Below are 23,661 nucleotides of genomic sequence, written 5' to 3' on the forward strand. Positions count from 1 at the left end.
ACTCCGATCAAACTACTCTTCTTCTCCATCACTCTGACGCAGAATTTTTTCTGCATCTGACCAGAGACGCTCAAGGTCATAATATTCTCTTTCTCTTTTTTGAAAAACATGAACAATTACATCTGCATAATCAATTAAAACCCATTTGGCATCATCCATTCCTGCCATTCTTTTGGGTTCAATTCCTTTTTCAGATAATTTCTCATCAACTGCTCGGGCTATAGCTCTGACCTGTTGATCAGAATTACCACTGCAGATCACAAAATAATCTGCAATTACAGTTAAACCCTGAACATTTAGAACCTCTATATCTTCTGCTTTTTTATCATCAGCTGCATCAGCAGCGATTAGAGCAATATCCTTAATACTTAAATCTGACATTTAATAAATTCCTCCTTAAACAGACTTCTCATAGCCTGCTCCCACTATAATTTCTAATTTTTTATTTGACTCTTCTTCTGCTTCCTCTATAAATTCGGTCTTACCACCAAGTAATTCTGCAACCTTAGCAGCAGTTTCTGCATCTTCTTCACTATAATATTTAACAACAGAACTATCATAATCATATTTATCTGCATTACCAATAGTTGAAATATTAAATCCATATTTCTCTAACAGCCCGGCTGTATTTGAAGCTGCTCCTGACTCCCCAACACCATTAAGAACTTTTAAATTATATTCTTTGTTCTTAATATAAGATTTATTTCTGATCAAATTATCAACCATAATTTCGGCTTCCTGCATATCAGGTACCCAGTAACTAATTCCATTAATATATTCTGCTTTACCGGGCAGCATTTTTGATTCAATCTGGTTTAAATTAATCTTTTTAGCTGTATTCAAAAATGGAGTTATATCCTGAATCGGAATATTGGTATTAACTGCTTCATTAACTTCTTTCATTATTCCAGGAACTTTAGTAATTATTGCTGGAGAAAGAACTTTTGCTAAAACAGCATCTATAAACTTCTGCTGTCTTTCAATTCTTCCAATATCTCCCCTTGCATCACGATAACGAACATATTCTAAAGCTTCTTCCCCATTTAATGTCTGCTGACCTGCCGGGATATCAATGTAGAGTCCTCCTGCTTTATCAACATAATTTAAATGTCGAGAAACATTAATCTCTACTCCTCCCAGGCGGTCAATTATTTTTTCAAAACCTCTAAAGTCTGTTTCCAGATAATAATCTATATCAATATTCAACATCTCTTTTACAGTTTCCTGAGTTAATTTAATCCCCCCATAGACATGAGAAGAATTTAATTTAGTGAAATTTCTTTTATTAGAATTTATATAAGTGTCTCGGGGCAGAAAAACCAGTCCTGCCTCATTAGTCTCTACATCAAGGCTGATTAAAATTATTGTATCTGCTCTGGAAGCTCCATTAATATCAGAGTCATAACCTACAGCCAGAATGTTAACTTTATTTTCTTTAAAAGGTCCACTGGATGAAATCTGACTTAATTCGTCATTCCACAAAAAAGGAATAGCAACACCGATAATAACTAGAAATATTATTAAAGCTATATATTTCCAGTCAGTTAATTTTTCTACCATTTATTAATCACTTCTCTTTTAATAATTTATTTCGAAAATCATTCGAATATGGATGAATAAAATTATTTCTCTCAAGTTGATATTTCATTATATGAGTTGTTATTAAATAAAGTCCTAAATAAAAATTCATTTCAATTTTTGATCTGATCTCATCTAAACCGACAAAGTCCCTATCTTCAGAAATAAAATCAGCAGCATAAATTACCTGAGCAATTTTTCCCATCTCCGGATGTCCCAGAGTGTGAAACCTGATTGCCTCTAGAATTTCAGGATCATTTACTCCAAAAATTTCTTCAGCCAGCACAGCACCTGCAGGTGCATGCAGCACCGGCAAAATCTCTGCCTCCAACTGATCAGGTTCCCATTTGGAATTTTTTAGTATTTCTTTTAATTCAACACTACTTTTGCTTTTAGCAATATCATGCAGTAAAGCAGCAGTCTCAACCTTTTTCAAATCCAGGCCCAACTGATCAGCCAGTTTTAAGGCAGACTTAAGCACCAACTTTGTATGCTGATATCTTTCATCACCAAGTAAATCTTTTATTTTTTCTAAGTCAAGGTTTGAAGCTAAATTTTCCTTATTTAATGTCATTCAATCACCTGTAGAGATTATTTTTTTCTATGTACTTTTCAATCTTATCCAGAGTTAAATAACGAATAGAATTTCCTTTTTTATATTCCCTTCTAATAAAGGAAGAGGAAACTTCTATATTCAAGCCCTGATATGTTAAAACATTCTTTAGATATGGCTGATATCTCTGCTGACTTAAAATTTCTTTAAGATCATAACCCGGTCGATTAAAAACAATAAATTTACCTTCTGACAATAAATAATCAGGCTCTTTCCACTTGAAAATCTCTGCCAGAGAATCAGCACCAATTATAAAAAAAACTTTTCCTGCCTCCAGCTTTGGTACAAATTGAGCCAGAGTTTTGGCAGTATATGAAAAACCATCATTTTTTAATTCCCAGTCAGAAAGACTGAATTTTTCATTTTTATTTACAGCTAATTTTAACATTTCAAATCTAATATAATCTGGTGAAATTTCTTTATCTTTTTTATGTGGTGGTCTACCTGCGGGCATAAATATTATTTTATCAAGTTCAAAACGATTAATAATCTGCTCTGCTAAAATAAAATGACCTATGTGCGGTGGATCAAAAGTTCCCCCAAAGATAGCCACTCTTTTTTTTGGCATATTTTTCACCTCTAATTTCATACATCTTTAATTATAAATTATTTTAAGAGCGCTTGCAAGTTAAATAACCCTCTAAAAGAGGAGTTTCAAGCTTTAAATAGAAATAATTAATTAGAGCTAAACGACTGGAGGTTATAAATATGCTTTATAAATTAAAAAAGAAAAGTCCCACAGTTGCTGAAAATGTTTTTATTGCTCCTGGGAGCAGAGTTATTGGTAATGTAGAATTATCCGAACACAGCAGTATCTGGTATAATACTGTTGTTAGAGCTGACCTGGCAAAAATCAAAATAGGAAAATACTCTAATGTTCAGGAAAATTCCACACTTCATGTTGAGCAAAATCAGGGAGTTGAAATTGGTGATTATGTGACTATCGGCCACAATGCGGTAATTCATGCCTGTAAAATTGGAAACAAATCACTGATTGGAATGAATGCTACAATTTTAACTGGAGCTCAAATAGGTGAAGGCTCAATAGTAGGGGCAGGGGCAGTGGTTCCGGAAAATGCTGAGATCCCACCTGGAAGTCTGGTCTTAGGTGTACCTGCTAAAATAATAAGAACTATCACTAAGGAAAAAATAATTGAATTAAAACAGCATGCTGTTCATTATGCTGAGCTGGCAGCTGAACAGAAAAATATTGAAGAAATAAAATAAAAAAATAGTGCCTCCAGCTTTAATGGCTGGAGGCATTTTTTTAGTTGATTTTACAGCAATTTGTTCAATTGATTTATTCTTTAAATATTTTTTTAGCAATTTCTACCGCTTCTTTTGCATCTCTAGCATAATAATCAGCTTCTATCATTTCTGCATAATCTGCTGTTAAAACTGCTCCCCCCACCATAATTTTAGTCGCTGGTGCTGCTTCTCGCACAGCCTTAATTGTCTTCTCCATATTTTTTACAGTAGTTGTCATCAGAGCACTTAAACCAAGAAGTTTAATTTCATTTTCCTTAACAGCTTTAACTACTTCTTTGATATTTACATTCCGTCCCAGATCAATTATCTGATAACCGTAGTTTTCAAGTACTGTTTTGACAATATTTTTACCAATATCGTGAACATCACCTTTAACCGTAGCCATTACAATCTTCCCTTTAGAGATATCTCTACCTCCGGTGCGGGCCATTTCTGCTTTTAAAACAGCAAAAGCTTCTTTAACTGTTTCAGCTGACTGAACCAGCTGAGGTAAAAATATTTCTCCCTTTTCGTAGCGCTCTCCTACAGTATCTAAAGCCGGAATTAAATAATCATTTACTATTTCCAGGGCATCCTTTTCCTGCAGTATTTCTTCTGTTAAGCGGCCGGCTTCAGTTTTTAAGCCTTTTACTATTACTGTTTTTAAATCAGCCTTAGAATTATTTTCTCCGCTGTTTTCAGCAGCTGCTTTCGAATCATTATCACTCTCATTTTCAGCCATATATTCAATATATTGAGCTGCTCCCTGATCAAGATTATTTAATACAGCAGCAGCCTTAACTGCTGCCATCATTTCCTGATCATTAGGATCAATAATCGGCAGATTTAAACCCTGATAGAGGGCCATACTCAAAAAAGTTCTGTTTAAAACCGGACGAGCCGGCAAACCAAAAGAAACATTGGAAACCCCAAGGGTAGTTTTTACTCCAAGTTTTTCTCTAACCATTTTTAAAGCTTTAAGAGTTTCTTTAACTCCTTCCTGCTGGGCAGAAGCAGTCAGAGTAAGACAGTCAATAATAATCTTATCTCTACTGATTCCGTATTCAGCTCCCTTTTTAACAATTCTTTCTGCAATTTTATAACGTCCAGCAGCAGTATCCGGAATCCCGTTATCATCCATGGTCAGCCCAATCACTGCTGCTCCATATTTTTTAACAGCAGGCAGGGTGTTTTCCAGAACCTTCATTTCTCCATTAACTGAATTAACAATCGCTGTTCCATTATAATATCTTAAAGCATCTTCTATTACCTCAGGATCACTGGAATCAATCTGAAGAGGGATATCTAAAATACCCTGCAGCTCTTTAATCACTTTAACCATCATTTCTTTTTCATCAATATCAGGCAGCCCGAGATTTACATCGAGTATATCTGCCCCAGCATCGACTTCTTCAACTGCCACTTTGAGTATATGATCCAAATCTCCATTTCTTAAAGCCTGCTTAAATGCTGCTTTACCTGTCGGGTTTATTCTTTCTCCCACAACATTTATCCCATCCAGTTTAAGATATTGAGAAGGTGAACAGACAAGACTTTCACTAGTCACAGTCCGATTTTTGACTTTTTTATTCTTTAAGTTCTCTGCAATCAGAGAAATAAAATCTTCATTAGTTCCACAGCAGCCTCCAATAACCGCCAGTCCCTTTTCGTATAAACGTGAAATTGGCTTAAAATATTCCTCAGGCGTAATTTTAAAAACGGTTTCTCCGTCTTCAACTACCGGTAAGCCGGCATTTGCCTGCAGAATAACCGGTGTCTCAGAATATTTTAAAACTTCCTCCACCAGCGGCTCCAGCTTTTCCGGCCCCAGAGAACAGTTGAGACCAAGCCCGTCTACCCCCAGACCTTCTAAAACTGAAATCATAGAGCGGATGCTGCCCCCGGTAAAGGTGCGGCCGTCTTCTTCAAAGGTCAGGGTGCAGAATACAGGCAGATTAGAATTCTCCTTAGCCGCCAGCACAGCCGCCCTTGCTTCGTAAAGATCAGCTATTGTTTCTATATGTATTAAATCTGCTCCATACTCAACTCCCACCAGCACCTGCTGCTGGTAAAGATTATAAGCTTCGTCAAAAGTTAAACTGCCCATCGGTTCTAAAAGTTCTCCCAGAGGACCCATGTCAAGAGCAACTGCTGCCTCAAGCCCGGATTCCATTACCGCTGCTTTTGCATTCTCAACTCCTGCTGCAATTACTTCCTCAACTGAATAATCAATCTCCTCCATTTTTAGGGCATTGGCTCCAAAGGTATTGGTAGTTAAAATTTCAGCTCCGGCTTTAAGATAACTTTTATGAATATCTATAATTTCTTTACTTTTTTCTATATTTAATTTTTCCGGAACATCTCCAGCTTTTAACCCCCGCTGCTGTAGTACTGTTCCCATTGCGCCATCAAAAATAATAACTTCTTTTCCCAGTCTATCCTTTAGCTCCACAGTAAATCCCCCTTCTTCTCAGCTCACAGTCTTCGTATAGAAGACAGTTTTTGCAGTGCCTTGCTTCAAATTCTAGATCTCTATCATCCTGATTTACAACTTCCTGCTCCTGATTAGTTAAATTCTCTGCTGCAGTCTCTTTTTCCTCCAGAACTCCAATAATTGCAGTTACAGATTTTGTCGGCAGCAGCATATTATATTTAGAAGCAGTTAAACCAATCTTTTTTGGGGCCTTTATAATTCGTAAAAATTCTTTTTGGATATCTATCCCAAGATCACCATAACCCGGGCTGTAGCGGAAAGTGATAGCTTCATTTCCTGCCGCCAGTACTTTTTCTTTAATCTCTGCTTCCACCTGATCACAGCCTTCTTCAATAGCCGTGGTGGCACAGGCATCAAAAATCATTGATTTGGTGACTGATATTTTTTCATAATAAGAAATTTTTTTATCAACCTGAGCACCGAGTGTAGCCGCCATTAGGTAAATTTCTTCTGATTTCTGAAGGTGTTTTTTGATACTTCTCCCCTTTAAAGTTAAGGTTGTATTTTTAATTTTTACCCCTTCTGCAGTATGCTGAATAGGAAATTTTTGATAAAGATAGCGGAAATTGATCAGCTTCTTTATTTCTGCAATTGATTCGTCAAGAAGACGGTTTATATTCTCATCTTCTAAGTCTTTTGCAGTCTGTAAATATCTTAAAACTTCATTTCTGTCAATTTCAAATTCCATTTTAATCAACCTTTTTGCCGTTTATATGGGTAATCAAAGAACCAACAGCCTCTTTAATTCTGCGGGCCACATAAGGATTGTTCATTGTATAAAGATGAATTCCATCTACTTCACTGGAAATTAAATCTACTATCTGCTCGACTGCATAAGCAATTCCAGCATCTCTTAAAGCTTCCGGATTATCTTCATATTTATCTAAAATCTTCTTAAATTTTTGTGGAAAATAGGCATCTGATAACTCAATAATTCTTCCTACTTGTTTTTTATTAATAACCGGCATGATTCCAGCTTCAATCGGTACCTCAATCCCCTTTTTTTCTACCTTATTGCGAAATTTATAGAAAAGAGAATTGTCAAAAAACATCTGTGAAATTAAATAATCGACTCCATATTCAACCTTCTGTTTTAAATATTCAATATCCTGGTCCAGACTCTCTGTTTCTAAATGGCCTTCTGGATAACAGGCAGCTGCAACTCCAAAATCATTATGCTTTTTGATATGCTCAACCAGCTGATAGGCATAATCATAGTCTCCGAGTGGCTCACCATCTACAGGTTTATCTCCCCTCAGTGCTAGAATATTGTTAATATCTTTCGCCTCCAGCCTGGCCAGTATTTTATTTAGAGTATCCTGATCAGAATTGATACAGGTTAAGTGGGCCAGCGCTTCTACATCGTATTTTTCTTTGATAATCGAAGAAAGTTCACAGGTTCTATTTTTGCGGACTCCTCCCCCAGCACCATAAGTTACACTTATATAATCAGGATCAATATCTTTTAGTTCTTCTAAAGTTTGATAGATATTTTCAATCGGCACATCCGGTCGCGGTGGAAATACCTCCAGAGAAAACACCACTTCTTTTTCGTCAAAAATATTTTTAATCTTCATTGCTAATCTTATCCTCCTTAAGCTGCTCTGCTGCTTTTAAAATTATTTACTTATTGTCTCTGCTCTAATTACTCTCTGCTCTAATATTAAAATTTGTTGAAACTTAATGTTTAAAAAATAACATTAAAAGAAAAAATCCACTTCCTAAGTAGAAGTGGGTTTCACAACTACTTATCTTTCAGGCTGAACCTGCTGGATTTAGCACCGGGCAGTATAACTGCTGGTTGCCGGGTTTCGCAGGGCCAGATCCCTCCACCACTCTTGATAAGACAATATTCTATTTTTAATTACTTTACCACATTAAAAGATTTGTGTCAAGAATTTGGACAGCTTAAGCATCACAATTTTTATCCTCACAATTCTCATTCTTATATTCAATTTCTACTGTTACATGATCAATTTTTTCAGCAGCCATCAAATTTTTAACCTGAGATTTAAGCTTTATTATATCTTCTTTTGAAAATTGATCCGGAATAATAAGATGTGTGCTGAGAAAGTTCTTTTCTCCCTCCAGTGTCCAGACATGAGTATGGTGAACAGCAAGCGCCTCAGTTTGCTCAACAAGCTTCTGCTGCAGTTTTTTTATATCAATTCCACCTGGAACCCCCTGCAGAAAAATATTTAAAACTCTTTTCAGTTTGGAGATAACATTATATAAAATGTAGATATTGATTAATAAAGATAGGAGCGGGTCTAAAATTGGTATACTTTTAAAAATCAAAATTATACTAACAATTAAAACTGCTGTCCATCCCAGCAGGTCTTCCATCAAATGCCAGCTTACCACTTCTTTATTTAAGGAACTGCCCCCTCTTAGTTTTAAAACTGAAATTCCATTAACTGTTATCCCAATGATTGCTAGAAACAACATCCCTTCTGGATGAACTGTCTGAGGATTAAAAAGTCTTGGTATTACCTCTGAAAGAATAAAAAATGAACCCAGAATTAAAACCAGACTGTTAATTAATGCTCCCAGAAGTGAAAAACGAGCATATCCATAACTAAAATCTTCGTCTGCTCCCTGCTGCGAAAAGTTCTCAAGATACCAGGAAACTGCCAGAGAAATGGAATCACCAAGATCATGTAGGGCATCAGATAAAATTGCCATACTGTTAGTTAAAAGACCACCAATGATTTCAATTATTGAAAAGCTTAAATTTAAGAAAAAGGCAAATTTAATATTTCCCACTGCTGAATGATCATGTTGATGGTGATGGTCACTCATTAAAATCACAAATATAATTCATATTTTATTCCCCTTTATTTTTTATATATAAAATTATAGCATCTAAAGGAATTTAATACTGTTAAATAATTTCTTTTTCCAATAAAAATTTGCAGCTTATTGACATTAAGTAGTCTGTCTGTTAAAATAATTTAGGTAATGCCCCCGTAGCTCAGTGGATAGAGCAAAGGCCTCCGAAGCCTTGAGCGTAGGTTCGACTCCTACCGGGGGCACCATATATCATTCCTGCTATAACAGCGATTATAGCAGTTTTTCTTTTTCAGTATCTATTCTCATTAAGCTTCCCACCGTGATTTCACCGCAGTACTTTCTATCCACCGCAATCAAGCATCCAGAAATTTAGAAGCTTTTTCAGCAGCTTCAGCCTGTAAAGTCGGAATTAAATGAGAATAAGTATCCATTGTTTGAGTGATTGAGGCATGACCCAATCTCTCCTGAACAATCTTAGGATGTTCATTTAGCTGCAGCAGAATCGAAGCATGTGTATGGCGAAGTGTATGGAGTGTTTTTTCTTTATCTAATCCAGCTTTATCTCTTAATTCAGCATATCTAACATTATATCTGTCTGGATAATATTTTTCACCATCTTCTTTACAGAACACCAGATTATACTCATCGTGATAATTATCTCCCAGGAATTCTTTGAACTCCTTTTGTTTCTCTTTTCTTTTCTTCAGTACTTCTACTATTTCGTCAGTAATATCGATATTCCTGTTACTATTAGCCGTTTTAGTACTTTCTCTTAGAACAGAGCCATTACCCTTTTCACCTACCAGAGCCTGTCTCACCCGAATCTTCTTATTCTCAAAGTCAACATTATCCCATTCCAGGCCTAAAAGCTCACTTTTTCTCATCCCTGTATGGACTGCAAGATAGATAAAGTCATGTAATAGCGGATCATCCTCTTTAGCAACATCTAACAGTTTACTTATTTCTTCTTTCGTTAAAGTAACAATGGTATTATTCCTTCTCCGATCAATTTTTGGTGATTCAACAGGATCAGCAGGGTTAGCTGCAATGTATCTATTTCTAACCGCAAAGCTTAAAGCTTGCTTCAGCTTCTTATAGTGCTTTAATAGTGTTGCTTCTGATAACCCACCTTCTTTGCCGTCTTTTCTCCCGTCTTTCCGCTTCTTCTGCAAATATACTCGAATGTGAGCCGGACTCAGTTCTTTTAAATTAATATGTCCCAGGGCGGGAATTAAGTGAGTTTTGAGTATGATCTCATATCTATCATGAGTAGTCTTTTCTGTCTGAACCACTGCATACTCCTCAAACCACTTCAGTAACAAATCCTTTACTGTCATGTTTGTCTGTACTACGATTCCCTGATCAGCCTGCAATTCCATTTTTCTAGCCCATTTTTTTGCATCTCTCTTACGGGTAAATGTCTTATATTCTCTTATTGCCTTTCCTGTTTCTGGATCCTTCCCCAGATATACTTGTGATTGCCAATTTCCAGATTTCAATTTCTTAATGCTAGACATAAATATTCCTCCTATTATTTGATATATTGTCTTGCTGCGTATATTACTAATCCTTTAACCTCAATTTCTGATTTATCAATTTCGCCATAGTTCTCAACATCTGGTTCTAATCTCACCTTATCTTTATTAATAATGTAGTATCTTTTAATTGTTCTGTTGCAATCACCACCTTTTCTGATAATCACTAATATTGTAGAGCCATTCTCAGGCTCATCATTTATGGGTCTAATTAGAATGTAATCATCTCTTATAATTCCCCAATCCTTAAATTTATTGTTTGTCATCTTTAAAGCATAAGAGGAATCTGTAACATAGCCTTCTGGAAAAGTGAAATAGTCTTCTTTAACACATTCTTGCTTCTCATCCCAAAAAGCTTCATTATTATAATTGTAACTTGTAACCATTTCTCTAGGGTTCTTCTTTTCTACCTGCTCAAGATAAGTTGAAAGTAACCCTTTTGCTCCTTGAGTGTCTTTTTTTTCCTCATCTTGCTCCTCGTCATCATTATCCATAACTAAAAGATACTTCTCATCCAGATAACCTGCGGCTACCATTAATTCAATATAACGAACTTTATCATTATTCTCGGCTATTTTTTCTAAAATATCTGGCTTTGGATCAAACTCAAGCGACCCGTTTTTGAGTTTAGATAAATAAGATCTGTGTATGTCTGCTTCTTTAGCAAACTTCGTGACTGATTTATCACCAATTGCTCTACTTACTAAATTCATTAATTTCACTTTATCTTTTTTCACTTTCTCTCACCTCCAAATAGATTGTAACATATTTTTAGGATTATTACAAACACTTTTTTAATTATTTTAGGATTATACTTTACAAAAAGAAGGCTTCATGCTATAATATTGTTGTAATAAAGCAAATAAACAGCAATTGATTGTTGTTCAATATTTGCACACACTAATATTTTAGGAGGATTTAAGATGAAAGATACTAAAACAGATCTGATAATTTATTTTAAGAATGCCGTAAAAGAACAAATCGACTTTGACTTTGAGCAGATACCTTTTTCTTTAGGTGTAAGCGACTTAAAAGAGCTTTTGCCTCTATCTGATTCTAAAATTTATATGATGCTGGAAGCAGGAGAAATTCCTGCAAGAAAGATGGGAGGTAAATGGACAGTCTCAAGAGCAGAGTTCCTTGCTTGGTTTTACGGATCTGAAGAAGATCTAGATTTGGAAGAACAGGTAATCGTTTAATTATAATAGTAGGGGGAGAAAGAAGAGTCTCCTCTCCCCCGAAATTATCACATTCTAAATAGCGAAGTAGTAATCTGAAAATCCTCCAACAGATCCAGGTCTTAACGGGCCTGGGTCTTTTTTTGTTTACTAATATTTTAACTTTCATTCTAAATGAACATATGCTCTTTTAGTGAGCTTGAGTAATTTTATTATCAAAATTTGAATTTCACTGTCAAAAACGGCCTTTTAATCGGTATTATATATATAGAAGCACTTTTTAAAATGGGGGGATGAAGGTAGAGGATCCCAAGCAAGGTTCTCTGCCTTCAGCCATAAAAAAAGACCTGCTATTAAGTTCTTTTAAATAACTACTTAAGTACTTACGAAATCCTGTGATCGGATTAAGGAGGCTTCTAAAACAGTGAAAGTAGACGAAATCTTAAAGTTAAAGAAATCTAAACTCAGTAACATTCAAATACTTAGTTTGCTTAAAGAAGATATATTCCAGAGCAGAAAGAAACAGGAAAGCAATAACGGAGGTAATAACAATGACAGTGACAGCTCAAAATCTCAGAACTACCATGAAAAAGAATGAGGATAAGGCGGAAGGCAGAAATGTAGCAACATTAAACTCTATCGAAAGGGATATTAAAGGAGTATGGTACTCGAGAAAGCTAGATCTATACGGTAATATTCTCGATGAAATAAGTTATAAAGATGAAATATACAGGGGCGGAGAAAAGGAAAACAAATGGAAGCCCAGGATAAATGATAACACATCATCAAGAAGTAAAAGCACCTATACTCCATCTCCAGAAGAAAGAATAGCTTCTAATATCAATCAACTGAAAAAGAAGACCTGGAAATTGACCATTGCTAATATTGAAGACATGAATACTTTTACCACAGTAACTATGGGAGATGTAGACTTCTACAGCCTATTTTCTTCAAAAAGAAGCGATAAAGATAAAAATGAACTCTACCTTGCTGATCAGTTGAGTGAAAGTGAATTGCAGCTTCTTAAAGGTAAGACCAACCTGAAATATAAAAAGGAGAAAGATAGAAGATACTTAAATAACAGTGAGGAAGAAAAGAAGCTACGTAAAAAAATTATAAACATCTTAATCGAACAGGCTTCATCTATGATCGCCAAAATAGAAGAGTCTTTTGAAAAGGAAGAAAGAACATTTAAAAGTATCAGTACTCATAATCAAGCTATTAAAAGAAAACTAGCTTCAAGAATCAACTCTCTTCTGTCTGGTAAGTCTCCGCATAATATTGAAAATGCCTACTCTGCTTTCAGTAAATTCATTGAGAATCTGAAGAATTTATCAGAAGCCTATGAAGGTGACTTCAAATACATAGCAGTGTTAGAATTCCAGGAAAATGGTAGACCACACTTTCACATGCTGTCTAATCTAAAGTACCTGGAGCAATCTAAACTTCAGGATAAGTGGGGTCACGGAATAGCTCATATTAGCTCTCTTAATTCGATTAGTAGACCTGGCCTACACATCAGTAAAAAAGATAATTTAAAGGCAAAAGCGACTAAGTTGTCAAATTATCTCTGCGAAGAAATTAGTGAAACTAGAAAAGATTCTAGAACTAAAAATAGAAAAATACTTTTGAGAAGTAATGACTTACTAAAACAGCCACTGGAGGTAATTACTCCTGAATTACAACGACAGGTGGACCAATATGTGTTTAGTAATTCTGTTGGGGTAGACTGGGAAAGTGGGTTAATCGAAGGTAAGGGAGAGTATTCAAAAAGCTCCAACATAAAAAGAAGAGTTATGGAAGATTCTGCTCCAACATAAAAAGAAGAGTTATGGAAGATTCTGCTCCAACATAAAAAGAAGAGTTATGGAAGATTCTAATCTCTACTCAATGATAGAACAAAGAGCAGGCCAGTTACTGGATAAGATTCTAGAAATAGCAGAGAAACTTAATAGTGACATTATAACCAAAGATATATACTATCAGGCCAAGCATGAACTTTTCTACAATGATCAGGAATATATGCCGGCTACTGTTGCAGCATAGGGTCTCTCCTGCTTGAACATTGACAACTAAATATTTTACTCTTACTCCCTATTAGATAACACCTGGATGCGCGCCGCAGGACTTTAAATGCCAGGTCATAATCACAGGGAGATCTATGTCTAAAACTTATATAAAAGTGGTCCAGCCGCCCAGAGAAAGAAAAGGTCCATTTCTTGCTATACTTAACTTTTATTCAAATACATCAAATACCACTGATTCAGGTATCCACATGCATTCTACACCCTCATCATTTAAAGGAAACTCAAAATAGTACCAATTACCTTCCAGATCAGTCTTGTATTAATCAGTTCCCTCTAAGCCTTCCAGCCACTGTTCTTCAGCAATGACTAGTTCTTCTTCATCATTAACTGGCTTTTCAGGAAATCCTTCCTGGATAATTTTAAGGTGATACTCTCCTTTAGGAAAGTTATAGCCACTGTCTCTATAATTCTTTGCCTGGTAACTTGCGCCGACTTCAAATTGCTTTGTCACGGTTATCAGCTCCTAATTTTAATATTTTGTCTCAAATATAATTTATAAATCTTATCATCATGCTGATTCATCTTATTATCTTTATAGGAATCGATAATATTGTAATCGATATGCTACCCAAACTTATACCATAAGATGATGTATCTTAAAAAATTAATCTCTTACTTCAACACGATCATAATATTCATAAAATGCTTCTCTATAAATGTATGATTTACTTTGACCAGATCTCTCACTTAGTTCATTAGCTTTATCATCTTGATCCTGAGTTACATAAATACTAACTTGTTTCATTTCACTAATTTTTTTCTTCTTTTTTAAGATGAAACGACAATCAGATTTCTTTTCCTTCTTCCCCACTATAATCACCTCCTTCAAGAAATTTGCCAGTAATGAAGGAATTAATGAGTTTTAGGCATTCTCAACATCAGAAGCTAATTCTTCTGGATCCATGTTTATCATTTCTACACCATATCTGTGCAACTCTAACAGAAATGCGGCTCGATCCATCCCAACCATTTCTGCAGCCATACCCGAAGATATTCGTTTAAGTTCAAATAGTTTGACCGCCATTGCCAATTTAGCTTCTCGTTCAAATTCTTCAGGACTTTCTTGAAGTAAATCAGGCAAAGTGTCAGGATATTCTATCTCCATTTTTCTAGGCATGTCATTATCCTCCTACTGGACTTATTATACTCAGATGCGTATTACTAACTCTATTATAGCACATATCTGCAGTAGAAAAAAAGCTTAACAACCAATATACTACTGGGAGCACACAAAGGCTATTTAAAGCTGTTTCTAACCGTTCTACATAAAGAATACCCAGCATAAACACAAGGCTCCAAACTGCTATTCTCAACCCTCCTCAGCCCTTTCTACATAAGAGCTTAGAGCACTATCGCTTTTCTAACTTACAGTTCGAAGTCTTTCATTGATTCATCCATCAAATCCTGATTTACCCCTATATAATCTAGAGTAATACTCGGAGCAGAATGGTTAAAAAGTTTCTGCAGCATTGCTACATCTTTGTACTGCTGATAATGGTGGTAACCGAAGGTTTTACGGGTAGAATGGCAGCCAATGGATTCCAGACCAACTTCTTTACCTACAGAACTTAGCACTCTATATGCCTGACTTCTAGTTATCGGTTTGTTGGTCCCGTTCCTACTCTGAAAGAGGTACTCATGATCAGCCATGTTTTTAATGTATTGATCTAAAGCATCTCGCAAAACACCATTAATAAAGAACTTCTTTGACTTTTGAGTCTTCTGTTCTTTGATCTGGATATGTGTCTTATTCCTTACATCAGAAACTTTTAGTTGCAGCATGTCTCCAATTCTAAGGCCAGTATTAATTCCGAGCACAAAAAGTAGATAATTCCTGTAATTATCCATCAACAATAAGCGTTTAATCTCCTCAATCAATTCCTTGTCTCTGATCGGCTCAACTTTTTTCATTAGTTTAATCCCCTTTCTAATTTGTTTAAGATACATAAAAGCTCATTTAACACAGAATAGACATCTATTGAAGTGAGTTCATAAGCAAAATATTGGGCCTTCACCGCCGCTAAGGTTGCTATAACAGCAATAAAGACCACAAATGTCAACTCACCTTATTAACTATTGTGGTGAATTGATTAATTTGAAGTTTCAAAAAACAAAGGCATGTGATCACTATACTCAATCCATTTTTCATATTCCCCAACCCAAAAGTCTAAAATATCATTTATCATATCTTTATGGGCAAAGATGTAATCAATATGATATCCCCTGTCTCTTTTTTTATACATATAAAAAGTTGAAGCTAGTTCTTTTCCTAATTTTTCCTTTTTTAATTTATGATAGAGGCTAAATATTTTATTATTATTTAGAATTCTTCTAGTATCTGCTAAATTTCCGTAAAGGGGCCCATCTGGTGAGATATCCCATATATGATTCCAATTAAAATCACCTAATACAATAGTGTGTTCATTAAAAGATTATTATAATATTTTAATGCTGTATAAACCTGAGCAATATAGCGTTTTTTCCTGTCTAGAGTATCATTCATTGTCCATACTGCTAATACGATTATTTCCTGTCCATTACTTGTAACTTTAACGGGTAATACATATCTACTGATATCCTTCTTTACTTCTTCTATTAACTTTACATTAAAATCATTTCTAGAAAATACTCCTATCCCTTTATTGTTGTTATCTCCGACCCAAATATAGTTAGAAAATTCCTGCCAGGTACCCTGTTTAGCTGGGTTTTCACACTCTTGAATTATTAATAAATCAGGATCTAACTCTAAAACATGCTCTTTTTTCTTTCTAAAAGCCATATTACAATTCCAATTTAAAATCTTAATTTGTTTACCCCCTACCTCCTAAAAAATTAAGTTATGACATTTTTTTTAATATTTCCTCAATTTTCGGTTTGGTTTCTGGTAAATTAACTGTAACAATCTGCCAGATAATATTCAAATCAACACCAAAATACTCATGAATAACAATGTTTCTTAAACCAATCATCCGTCCCCAGGGAACATTTTTGTTTTCTTCATATATTTTTTCGGATAATTTATTAGCTGCTTCCCCTATAATCTCTATATTTCTCAAAACTGCATCAATAGTCTTATCATCTTTTTTAAAATCTTCTTTTGTCATCTTTTCAGTATAACTAAATATTTTATTCATTGCCTTAATGATATCTTTTAAAAATAATAGGTCTCTTCTCATTGGTATATCACATCTCTTAATATCTCTTCTTTTAATTCTGATTTTAAAGCTTCTACAGTTACTAAATCAACGTCTCGCTCTAAACTTTCTTCCAAAAATCGCTTTAAATCTATAAATTCCCAGCCTATATCTTCAGAAAATTGGACGAGAATATCTACATCGCTATTTTCATTAGCTTCATTTCTTGCAAATGATCCGAAAAGACCGATGCTTTTAACCTTATAATTCTTTTCTAAAATCGGCTTTAAATCTTTTAATTTTTTCTTGAGATCTTTGTTATCCATATTTTAACTCCTTCCTCTGCTAGAGTAAACTACCTACTAATACTATTATATCAATTCTATTCTGTTATAACAAAAACTTTATTTTAAAAGTCTAGCCTCTTACCGTTCACTTTAAGCCACTCTTTTTTCTCTTTAATATCAGGTATAACAGCAGCTACTGTTGCCCAGAAATCTCTAGAATGATTGTCATGTATCAGGTGCGTAAGCTCATGTACCACCAAATAATCCACAATAGACATTGGTGCCATGATGATCTTCCAGTTAAAGTTAAGGTTATTTTTGTTGCTGCAGCTGCCCCAACGTTTCTTCTGTTTTTTTACAACTACATTATTTGGTTCAACATCAAGCTTAATCTTATACTTATCCACTCTCTCATTAATCTTTTCTTTAGCATGTTCACGATACCAGTCAATTAAAGCAACTCTAATTTTTTCTCTTCGTTGTTCTTCTTTATCTTCAATATCCACTGGGTAGTCAATAATAAACTTACCCTGGTAGAGCTTTACTTCTACTATTGAAATTTCTGCTGGATTAACTTCCAGCCTATATCTTCGACCTAAATAAGGAAGTTTCTCCCCGGTCATAAATTCTTTTTCTTTTGGTGCCGGCTTAATCTTATCCATTTCCTTTAATTTGGAAAGAATCCAGTTAGTTTTTTTCTTTAGTACCTCTTCTATTTTAGTTTCTGCTGTATTTTTTGGAGATCTAACTATTAAATTCCTCTCATGATCAACAATGATCCCCATAGTTTTGCGTCTAGTGCGTATTATTTCATAATTTATTAGTTTATTTCCCAGTTTGATCTGCTGCATTCTTACCTCCGATTAAAACATAAATATGTTCTGAGAGAGCTTAATTATCTTGTTGGTTAAACTCTCATATTTCTGCTTAAACTCATCATATTTGATCAAGTGGACCTTAGTTGTTTTTCGCATCTTCTGAAGAACTTCAGTCTTTTGCCGCCAGAGATCAATCTTAGTGTACTCACTTAAATCATTAAAGATATTCTGAGTAACTTCTTTGACAGTTTTGTTTACATAAGGCTCATTGCTCCCTTCACCTGCTGTATATTCACCAGGCTCTTCTGCAACTTTGCCCTTTTCTTCTTTATCTCTCTCATTTAAAAGAAGTTCATAGAGGGCAAACTCTTTCTTGTTTAACCCCAGTTTTTCTGCTTTCGACTGAACTGTTCTCATATCATTAATAATATCCTTCATCTCACCAATCTGCTCTAAAAGACTCATCTGATTGTTTTTACGCTTTTCGATAATTTCTTCCAGTCGCTCACTTAGTTTTTTATAATAGACAGGATTTTCTTCCATCTGTACGTTGATTTCTTTCTTTATCGCATGCTCCATCTCACTGGCTTTAGCCTTATCAGATTTTAAGTCATCTAGAGTTTCTTCAAACTTTTTCTCATCAAGGATAGATACTGGCTCATGTAGGACTCTGACACTGCTTGCTCTGATATGATCATCAATTAGTTTTTTAACCTTTTCTCCCACACCTTTGATATCAATACTATCATCACGATACCTATTTCTAACGGCTGTATGGATTTTGCTTAGCTTATATAAATCACTCCTGTAAGGATCAGCTATTGGGTGCGGCATAATGATATCCATACTCTTAGCAAAGTCCTTAAAGTCATTTTTGAAGTCATTTCTCTTCTCTTCGTCTTCAAAGAGCTCAATACAGGCTTCCAGGTCACTCATATCTGTATTTCTAAAATATTTCATTACCTCTCTATGATTAGCTTCCAGTCTTGGCTTCTCATCTTCAATTGGAGTTACAGCATTTTCCACATCAGAAGGATTAAAGATAGCCAGTGCCTTTTTAAGGTTATCAAAGACTCCATAATAATCTACTACCAGACCATAATTCTTCTCAGGATAAACTCTGTTAACTCGGGCTATAGCCTGCAGCAAGTTATGTTCTTTCAGAGACTTATCCAAATACATAACCTGCTCAACTGGAGCATCAAAACCAGTTAGGAGCATATCACAAACGATGATTATTTTAAGTGAAGAGAGAGGATTCTTAAACCTTTCAACTATTCTAGATTTCTGATCATTATCAACACTGTATTTTTTAAGTAAACTCTCGTCATTGTGGTCACCAGAGATTAATACAGCTGCTTCTGGACCATCTAACTCATCAATCGCCTCTTTATACCTAACTGCTGCCTGTCTGCTTACGGCCACAATTTGAGCCTTAAAAGGGGCAATCTTTTCCGTATAATGTTTAATAATATCCAGAGCAATAGTTTTAATTCTGGAACTTGCTTCAGCTATATCATTTTCAGTAGCGTATTTTTCTTTTATCTTCTGTTTCTCTTCATCTGAATATCTGTGGAAGGTTTGATCAAAGACATCATCTAAAGTTCTATCTTCTACATGTAACTCAGTCAGCCTACTCTCGTATTTAATTGGCAGAGTAGCATTGTCGGCAACTGATTCTTCTATCGTGTAGGTGTCAATATAATCACCGAAGGTTCTTAAGGTGCTTCTTGATTCTTTGTCAATTGGTGTCCCAGTAAAACCTATATAAGCTGCATTTGGCAGAGCTCTCCTCATATTAGAGGCTAAATCTTTAAACTGAGTTCTGTGGGCTTCATCAGCCATTACAAATACATTCTCTCTTTCAGTTAAAACAGGATATTTTTCGTTTTCATATTCCTGAAACTTATGGATAGTAGTCATAATAGTTCTGCCTGCTTCTGATGACAAAAGATCTTTTAAGTCTTTTACACTGGCTGCTCTTTCTGGATTAGGAAAGCCACATTTTTTGAAAGTACCACTGATCTGTTCATCAAGGTCTACCCTATCTGTTACAATCAACATTGTAGGGTTACCAATCTCTTTCATCCTTCTCAGCTTAAGAGCTAAAAAGAGCATGGTTAAAGATTTACCTGAGCCCTGAGTATGCCAGACAGTTCCGTTTCTGTCCTCTAAACTCTCAGCATTTTTTATTCTTTCCACTGCTTTTTGTACAGCTCTGTACTGCTGATAGCGGCAGGCCATTTTAACTTTAGCATTACCCTTATCTTCAAAAACAGTAAAGTTCCTGATAATATCTAAAAACCTATTCTTCTTAAAAAGGGAGAAAAGAAGTATATCCTGTCCTGTCGGCTCTTTACCTAACAACTCTTTTAAAGAGTCTTTATTATAAGGATAAGGATCCTTCCAGCCTTTAAATGCCTGTGCTGGAGCTCCTACTGTAGCAGAAGATGCTGAATCACCCCAGGCTGCAACAAGCAGTTGATTGGGGTAAAATAGTTCTTCTGCACCTTCCTCAGTATCATCACTTCTTATATTTTGATATCTTCTCAGCTGATTTATTGCCTCTTCTTCTGGTTCATTACAGGTAGTATTATTTTTGCATTCTATTACAGCCAGAGGTAAACCATTAACAAACAGAGTTATGTCAGGTTTAATCGGATCTTTTCCTTTGACTCGAAATTGGTTGATTGCTATAAAAGAATTATTATCTAGATTCTCATAATCTATGTACTTAACAGTCTGGTTTTTCTTGCCATGACCTATATCCTGCTGCAAACTTATGTGATTAATTAGCTTATCATAGATCATCTCATTGGCTGCCATTAAAGAATTAGCTTTTAGGCGAGCGGGCCTGATCTCATTAACTGCCTTATTCAAGTTATTCTCATTGATCCAGGGATTGATTCTTTTGAGTGCACTCTTAAGCTCCTCAATTAAAATCACTTGGTGTTCTGATTCTCTTACAGGCAGTTTCACAAAATCTTTATCCAGTTGATCATAGACTTTATAGCCTAAAGTTTTAAACAAATCTAAAGCAGGTTTTTCTGATTGATTATACTCATCCCAATTTCCAGTCATTTTCTAAACCTCCATATCTGTATTTACTCTAATCTCTCCTGTTAATAGTTTCTGCATCAGACCTTTTTTTAGTCGCTCCAGTTTTGCTTTGTATTCTTCTTCCTTTTTAATCTTAGAATCAACTGATGATAGGATTGATGCTATTTGCTTTTGTTCTTCTAAAGGCGGAACAGGTAAATAATAATCTTTTAAATTCCCAACATTAAGGTTGCTTCTTCCTCCACCAACCTGTATTCTTTCTACTTGACTTGTCCCTAAATAAGAATTAATATTCTTAACTAAATAATCTGAATCTAAAACTGCTTGAAGTGGTCTTACTATTAAAGTTGTAAAAGTTTGCACTCCATCATATTTCTCAGGAACTTTGCATGCTAAACCTGCATATCCAGTTCTAACAATTATCACATCATTATATCTTATTCTTTTGTTTTTATTTTTATTATCAAAATCAGGAGAAATATATTTCAATTCTGTATCATCTAGATAACCTTTTTTTATATTTGTATTTCTAATTAACGGAACACCTTTATCTCTATAATGGTCAGTAGCACCTGTTGCTATTCCTACACTTATCTTTTTTGTAATCTCTTTTAACTTTTTCACCTTCCAACTTATAGGAATTTTGATTTTTTTAACTCCCAATCTTACTTCCTTAAACTCTCTATTTCCTATTCCCTTAGTAAGCAGCTCCTGCATTAATCCTTTTTTCAATACTTTTGTTTCCTTTATAACTTCAACAGCATTTTCTATTGATTTATCTACTGATGAAAGAATTGACGCTATTGTTTTTTGTTCAGATAGAGAAGGGTAAATTACATCAATAGAATTAATTGCTTTTTTTGTTAAAGAGGGTACAGTGCCTGGATTACTTAAAGCATCAAACTTTAAAGATAGAAGAAAATAATACAAAAAATCTGCATCTACTTCATTAGCCATTAAACCTGCTACATTATTATCAAAAGCAGAATTTCTACTTAACACACGCCTCTTGTTTGTTAATAAGGCTTGACCAAGTTTGGGAAAGATTACAGTGCCTGAAGGACATGTTTTTACATTTAAATCATTTGCTGTTTTTTCAGAAATGTAATTATTTGCTTCCCCCATATATTTTCTAAATTTATTCATATCACTTACTTTATAAAAGGGAATATCTCCTTTTTCATTTCCTTGTTCATTTTTGGGAAATGTTGATCCAGCCATATATTCACAAACATCTCCAATAGTTTTAATAGACCAATTTTCTGGAATTTTCTTCTTTTGGGCATTAACATAAACTTCTTTAACCATTATAACCAAGCTCCTTAAGATAGCCCATCATCTCTGATTCTATCTCATCTCTTTCTTTTTCCAGCTTATCAAGCTCAGTTAAAACTTCTGCTACATCGACCGGTTCTTCCTCTTCTGTGGTGTCAACATAACGAGGTACATTTAGGTTAAAATCATTTCTCTTTATTTCTTCCATATCGGCAACTCTACAGTATTTCTCTATATCTTCAAAGTTGTGATAGGCATTTAATATCTTTTCTAAGTCTTTTTCTCTTAAGAAGTTCTGGTTGCTTCCTTCTTCATAATCTTCCTCACCATAGATAAAAATAACCTTGTCTTTTCTCTCAGCAGGCTTATTCTTATTCAGCATTAAAATACAACCAGGTGAAGAAGTGTTATAGAATAAATTAGATGGCAGCGCAATTACAGCTTCAATTAAATCTTCTTTTAAGATTTTCTTTCTGATCTTACCCTCAGAACGGCTTCGGAAAAGCACACCATTATCTAAAACTACCCCAACCTTGCCATCACGATTAGCACTTGCTAACATATGCTGAACCCAGGCCCAGTCAGCAGAGTTTTTAGGTGGGAAACCATAGTTAAATCTATTATATGCCTGAGACTCTTTAATATCACCCTTAGCATAGCTCTGATTCCACATTGGATTTGCTATTACTCTATCAAACTGCTGCAGCTTACCACCATCTTCTAAAAACAGTGGCTCTGTAAAAGTATCTCCTCTTTTAATCTGAGCATCATAAAGATCATGTAAAAACATATTCATCTTAGCAATAGACCAGGTATTTAAGTTTCTTTCCTGACCAAAAAGAGAAATGTTCTCCATTCTATCCTGATCTTCTTTTCTAATATGTTCAGCAGAATAAATAAGCATCCCACCAGAGCCGCAGGCCGGGTCATAGACTCGATCTCCAGACTGAGGATCTAAAATTCTTACTAAAAGCTGAACCACCTCACGAGGGGTATAAAACTCTCCACCTTTTTTACCGGCATCATCAGCAAACTGTCTGATTAAGTACTCATAAGCTCTACCCAGAAGATCAGCATCCTCTAAGTCCTCATTTCCCAATTTTAAATCAGTATAATGCTGGATTAACTTTTCTAACACACTGTCAGGTAGTCTATCCTTATCATTAAAATCAACAGTTGTCAGAACTCCTTCTAAAACAGAGTTTTCCTGTTCTAAAACTACAAAGGCTTTATTGATAGCTGCTCCAATATCTTCAGTCTGTTCTTTAATTGCAGACCAGCGAGCTCTTTCAGGAATAAACACCTTTGACTCAGTGTAAAAGTCTGGATCATCTACTACTTCTTCACCGTATTCTTCAATTATGTGCTCTCTGTTCTCCATAAATACATCATTCATTCTTTTTAGAAATAATAGTCCAAATATGTAGTTCTTATAATCTGCAGAATCAATACTGCCTCTTAGTATATTGGCTGATTCCCAGAGATGTGATTCTAATTCTTCTAATGTTAACTTCGACATTTACAATTCCTCCTAGAATAGTTAAGTTCTCATTTATTAATA

General features: G+C 34.9%; 27 protein-coding genes, 1 tRNA gene and 1 riboswitch. Of the genes, 6 read left to right on the top strand and 22 right to left on the bottom strand.

The features are described from left to right. Positions 1–12 precede the first annotated feature (12 nt). The 4 genes from rsfS to nadD are packed head-to-tail and all read right to left on the bottom strand — an operon-like array spanning position 13 to position 2,759. Positions 13–381 carry a ribosome silencing factor gene (rsfS, locus tag C8C76_RS03435; protein WP_108138673.1) on the bottom strand — a complete coding sequence of 123 codons (369 nt, stop codon included), beginning with the start codon at positions 379–381 and terminating at the stop codon, positions 13–15. 15 nt (positions 382–396) lie between these two features. Next, entirely contained in the window at positions 397–1,560 is a 1,164-nt protein-coding gene (locus C8C76_RS03440; protein WP_108138675.1) for an LCP family protein, read from the bottom strand. A 7-nt stretch (positions 1,561–1,567) separates the two neighbouring features. Then, a complete protein-coding gene (gene yqeK / locus C8C76_RS03445; RefSeq protein ID WP_108138677.1) occupies positions 1,568–2,152 on the bottom strand; it encodes a bis(5'-nucleosyl)-tetraphosphatase (symmetrical) YqeK in 585 nt (194 codons plus the stop codon). Positions 2,153–2,156: 4 nt separating this feature from the next. Beyond that, on the bottom strand, positions 2,157–2,759 hold the full coding sequence (gene nadD / locus C8C76_RS03450) for a nicotinate-nucleotide adenylyltransferase (protein ID WP_108138679.1): 603 nt from the start codon (positions 2,757–2,759) through the stop codon (positions 2,157–2,159). Positions 2,760–2,899: 140 nt separating this feature from the next. Here nadD and C8C76_RS03455 point away from each other — a divergent pair, with 140 nt between their 5' ends. Further along, positions 2,900–3,418 carry a gamma carbonic anhydrase family protein gene (locus tag C8C76_RS03455; protein ID WP_108138681.1) on the top strand — a complete coding sequence of 173 codons (519 nt, stop codon included), beginning with the start codon at positions 2,900–2,902 and terminating at the stop codon, positions 3,416–3,418. 73 nt (positions 3,419–3,491) lie between these two features. On the opposite strand, the gene C8C76_RS03460 is transcribed toward C8C76_RS03455, so the two are convergent. The 4 genes from C8C76_RS03460 to C8C76_RS03475 form a co-directional block, all read right to left on the bottom strand. Beyond that, a complete protein-coding gene (locus C8C76_RS03460) occupies positions 3,492–5,891 on the bottom strand; it encodes a homocysteine S-methyltransferase family protein (protein ID WP_108138683.1) in 2,400 nt (799 codons plus the stop codon). Continuing rightward, entirely contained in the window at positions 5,875–6,621 is a 747-nt protein-coding gene (locus C8C76_RS03465; protein WP_108138685.1) for a Vitamin B12 dependent methionine synthase activation subunit, read from the bottom strand. Before C8C76_RS03465 ends, C8C76_RS03460 begins: the two co-directional genes overlap by 17 nt. Before the next feature lies 1 nt (position 6,622). Next, positions 6,623–7,510 carry a methylenetetrahydrofolate reductase [NAD(P)H] gene (gene metF / locus C8C76_RS03470; RefSeq protein WP_108138687.1) on the bottom strand — a complete coding sequence of 296 codons (888 nt, stop codon included), beginning with the start codon at positions 7,508–7,510 and terminating at the stop codon, positions 6,623–6,625. Positions 7,511–7,678: 168 nt separating this feature from the next. Next, positions 7,679–7,781, bottom strand: a riboswitch (SAM riboswitch). A 60-nt stretch (positions 7,782–7,841) separates the two neighbouring features. Continuing rightward, positions 7,842–8,735, bottom strand: coding sequence for a cation diffusion facilitator family transporter (locus C8C76_RS03475; protein ID WP_108138689.1), 894 nt, complete (start codon positions 8,733–8,735; stop codon positions 7,842–7,844). Between the two features lie 161 nt (positions 8,736–8,896). On the opposite strand from C8C76_RS03475, the gene C8C76_RS03480 reads away from it, so the two are divergent. After that, positions 8,897–8,971 (top strand) — tRNA-Arg (locus C8C76_RS03480). A 108-nt stretch (positions 8,972–9,079) separates the two neighbouring features. Here C8C76_RS03480 and C8C76_RS03485 read toward each other — a convergent pair. Together C8C76_RS03485 and C8C76_RS03490 are read right to left on the bottom strand one after the other, a co-directional pair. After that, positions 9,080–10,243 carry a tyrosine-type recombinase/integrase gene (locus C8C76_RS03485; RefSeq protein ID WP_108138691.1) on the bottom strand — a complete coding sequence of 388 codons (1,164 nt, stop codon included), beginning with the start codon at positions 10,241–10,243 and terminating at the stop codon, positions 9,080–9,082. Positions 10,244–10,257: 14 nt separating this feature from the next. Further along, complete coding sequence (locus tag C8C76_RS03490) at positions 10,258–10,998, bottom strand: LexA family transcriptional regulator (RefSeq protein ID WP_108138693.1); 741 nt, start codon at positions 10,996–10,998, stop codon at positions 10,258–10,260. 186 nt (positions 10,999–11,184) lie between these two features. Between C8C76_RS03490 and C8C76_RS03495 the strand changes: the two genes are divergently transcribed. The 4 genes from C8C76_RS03495 (at position 11,185) to C8C76_RS03505 (ending at position 13,485) form a co-directional block, all read left to right on the top strand. Continuing rightward, positions 11,185–11,460 (top strand): helix-turn-helix domain-containing protein, encoded by a 276-nt coding sequence (locus tag C8C76_RS03495; protein ID WP_089862116.1) that lies wholly within the window; start codon positions 11,185–11,187, stop codon positions 11,458–11,460. 403 nt (positions 11,461–11,863) lie between these two features. Next, positions 11,864–12,037: a hypothetical protein gene (locus C8C76_RS15060; protein ID WP_181248137.1), complete on the top strand. Its 174-nt coding sequence runs from the start codon at positions 11,864–11,866 to the stop codon at positions 12,035–12,037. Next, positions 11,991–13,259 carry a rolling circle replication-associated protein gene (locus C8C76_RS03500; RefSeq protein ID WP_108138695.1) on the top strand — a complete coding sequence of 423 codons (1,269 nt, stop codon included), beginning with the start codon at positions 11,991–11,993 and terminating at the stop codon, positions 13,257–13,259. The genes C8C76_RS15060 and C8C76_RS03500 overlap by 47 nt, the downstream gene beginning before the upstream one ends. 46 nt (positions 13,260–13,305) lie before the next feature. Next, positions 13,306–13,485 (top strand): hypothetical protein, encoded by a 180-nt coding sequence (locus C8C76_RS03505; RefSeq protein WP_108138697.1) that lies wholly within the window; start codon positions 13,306–13,308, stop codon positions 13,483–13,485. Positions 13,486–13,785: 300 nt separating this feature from the next. On the opposite strand, the gene C8C76_RS03510 is transcribed toward C8C76_RS03505, so the two are convergent. From C8C76_RS03510 to C8C76_RS03560, 12 genes are all read right to left on the bottom strand, one after another. After that, positions 13,786–13,977, bottom strand: coding sequence for a hypothetical protein (locus tag C8C76_RS03510; RefSeq protein ID WP_108138699.1), 192 nt, complete (start codon positions 13,975–13,977; stop codon positions 13,786–13,788). 153 nt (positions 13,978–14,130) lie between these two features. Beyond that, positions 14,131–14,337, bottom strand: a complete 207-nt coding sequence (locus tag C8C76_RS03515) for a ribbon-helix-helix domain-containing protein (protein WP_089716842.1) — start codon at positions 14,335–14,337, stop codon at positions 14,131–14,133. A gap of 51 nt (positions 14,338–14,388) precedes the next feature. Next, the gene (locus C8C76_RS03520; RefSeq protein ID WP_076544530.1) at positions 14,389–14,643 is read right to left on the bottom strand and encodes a UPF0175 family protein; all 255 of its coding nucleotides are present in this window, start codon (positions 14,641–14,643) and stop codon (positions 14,389–14,391) included. 248 nt (positions 14,644–14,891) lie between these two features. Then, positions 14,892–15,437 carry a site-specific integrase gene (locus C8C76_RS03525; protein WP_089716841.1) on the bottom strand — a complete coding sequence of 182 codons (546 nt, stop codon included), beginning with the start codon at positions 15,435–15,437 and terminating at the stop codon, positions 14,892–14,894. 179 nt (positions 15,438–15,616) lie between these two features. Further along, positions 15,617–15,940: a hypothetical protein gene (locus C8C76_RS15475; protein ID WP_375135239.1), complete on the bottom strand. Its 324-nt coding sequence runs from the start codon at positions 15,938–15,940 to the stop codon at positions 15,617–15,619. Further along, entirely contained in the window at positions 15,931–16,305 is a 375-nt protein-coding gene (locus C8C76_RS03530) for a hypothetical protein (protein WP_108138701.1), read from the bottom strand. Before C8C76_RS03530 ends, C8C76_RS15475 begins: the two co-directional genes overlap by 10 nt. A gap of 58 nt (positions 16,306–16,363) precedes the next feature. Further along, a complete protein-coding gene (locus C8C76_RS03535; protein ID WP_108138703.1) occupies positions 16,364–16,702 on the bottom strand; it encodes a HepT-like ribonuclease domain-containing protein in 339 nt (112 codons plus the stop codon). Beyond that, positions 16,699–16,986 (bottom strand): nucleotidyltransferase family protein, encoded by a 288-nt coding sequence (locus C8C76_RS03540; RefSeq protein WP_108138705.1) that lies wholly within the window; start codon positions 16,984–16,986, stop codon positions 16,699–16,701. Before C8C76_RS03540 ends, C8C76_RS03535 begins: the two co-directional genes overlap by 4 nt. Positions 16,987–17,069: 83 nt before the next feature. Then, positions 17,070–17,798 carry a M48 family metallopeptidase gene (locus C8C76_RS03545; RefSeq protein ID WP_108138707.1) on the bottom strand — a complete coding sequence of 243 codons (729 nt, stop codon included), beginning with the start codon at positions 17,796–17,798 and terminating at the stop codon, positions 17,070–17,072. A 12-nt stretch (positions 17,799–17,810) separates the two neighbouring features. Beyond that, positions 17,811–20,846 (bottom strand): type I restriction endonuclease subunit R, encoded by a 3,036-nt coding sequence (locus tag C8C76_RS03550; protein ID WP_108138709.1) that lies wholly within the window; start codon positions 20,844–20,846, stop codon positions 17,811–17,813. A 3-nt stretch (positions 20,847–20,849) separates the two neighbouring features. Next, a complete protein-coding gene (locus C8C76_RS03555; protein WP_108138711.1) occupies positions 20,850–22,133 on the bottom strand; it encodes a restriction endonuclease subunit S in 1,284 nt (427 codons plus the stop codon). Then, positions 22,126–23,619 carry a type I restriction-modification system subunit M gene (locus C8C76_RS03560; protein ID WP_108138713.1) on the bottom strand — a complete coding sequence of 498 codons (1,494 nt, stop codon included), beginning with the start codon at positions 23,617–23,619 and terminating at the stop codon, positions 22,126–22,128. Before C8C76_RS03560 ends, C8C76_RS03555 begins: the two co-directional genes overlap by 8 nt. Between the last annotated feature and the right edge of the window lie 42 nt (positions 23,620–23,661).

It is taken from the genome of Halanaerobium saccharolyticum (genome assembly GCF_003053565.1).
Lineage (GTDB): Bacteria > Bacillota > Halanaerobiia > Halanaerobiales > Halanaerobiaceae > Halanaerobium > Halanaerobium saccharolyticum_B.

Coding starts and splice junctions, on each gene's coding strand:
- rsfS (WP_108138673.1), bottom strand. CDS start 381: ATGTCAGATTTAAGTATTAAGGATATTGCTCTAATCGCTGCTGATGCA.
- C8C76_RS03440 (WP_108138675.1), bottom strand. CDS start 1,560: ATGGTAGAAAAATTAACTGACTGGAAATATATAGCTTTAATAATATTT.
- yqeK (WP_108138677.1), bottom strand. CDS start 2,152: ATGACATTAAATAAGGAAAATTTAGCTTCAAACCTTGACTTAGAAAAA.
- nadD (WP_108138679.1), bottom strand. CDS start 2,759: ATGCCAAAAAAAAGAGTGGCTATCTTTGGGGGAACTTTTGATCCACCG.
- C8C76_RS03455 (WP_108138681.1), top strand. CDS start 2,900: ATGCTTTATAAATTAAAAAAGAAAAGTCCCACAGTTGCTGAAAATGTT.
- C8C76_RS03465 (WP_108138685.1), bottom strand. CDS start 6,621: ATGGAATTTGAAATTGACAGAAATGAAGTTTTAAGATATTTACAGACT.
- metF (WP_108138687.1), bottom strand. CDS start 7,510: ATGAAGATTAAAAATATTTTTGACGAAAAAGAAGTGGTGTTTTCTCTG.
- C8C76_RS03475 (WP_108138689.1), bottom strand. CDS start 8,735: ATGAGTGACCATCACCATCAACATGATCATTCAGCAGTGGGAAATATT.
- C8C76_RS03485 (WP_108138691.1), bottom strand. CDS start 10,243: ATGTCTAGCATTAAGAAATTGAAATCTGGAAATTGGCAATCACAAGTA.
- C8C76_RS03495 (WP_089862116.1), top strand. CDS start 11,185: ATGAAAGATACTAAAACAGATCTGATAATTTATTTTAAGAATGCCGTA.
- C8C76_RS03500 (WP_108138695.1), top strand. CDS start 11,991: ATGACAGTGACAGCTCAAAATCTCAGAACTACCATGAAAAAGAATGAG.
- C8C76_RS03505 (WP_108138697.1), top strand. CDS start 13,306: ATGGAAGATTCTAATCTCTACTCAATGATAGAACAAAGAGCAGGCCAG.
- C8C76_RS03520 (WP_076544530.1), bottom strand. CDS start 14,643: ATGCCTAGAAAAATGGAGATAGAATATCCTGACACTTTGCCTGATTTA.
- C8C76_RS03525 (WP_089716841.1), bottom strand. CDS start 15,437: ATGAAAAAAGTTGAGCCGATCAGAGACAAGGAATTGATTGAGGAGATT.
- C8C76_RS03530 (WP_108138701.1), bottom strand. CDS start 16,305: ATGGCTTTTAGAAAGAAAAAAGAGCATGTTTTAGAGTTAGATCCTGAT.
- C8C76_RS03535 (WP_108138703.1), bottom strand. CDS start 16,702: ATGAGAAGAGACCTATTATTTTTAAAAGATATCATTAAGGCAATGAAT.
- C8C76_RS03540 (WP_108138705.1), bottom strand. CDS start 16,986: ATGGATAACAAAGATCTCAAGAAAAAATTAAAAGATTTAAAGCCGATT.
- C8C76_RS03545 (WP_108138707.1), bottom strand. CDS start 17,798: ATGCAGCAGATCAAACTGGGAAATAAACTAATAAATTATGAAATAATA.
- C8C76_RS03550 (WP_108138709.1), bottom strand. CDS start 20,846: ATGACTGGAAATTGGGATGAGTATAATCAATCAGAAAAACCTGCTTTA.
- C8C76_RS03555 (WP_108138711.1), bottom strand. CDS start 22,133: ATGGTTAAAGAAGTTTATGTTAATGCCCAAAAGAAGAAAATTCCAGAA.
- C8C76_RS03560 (WP_108138713.1), bottom strand. CDS start 23,619: ATGTCGAAGTTAACATTAGAAGAATTAGAATCACATCTCTGGGAATCA.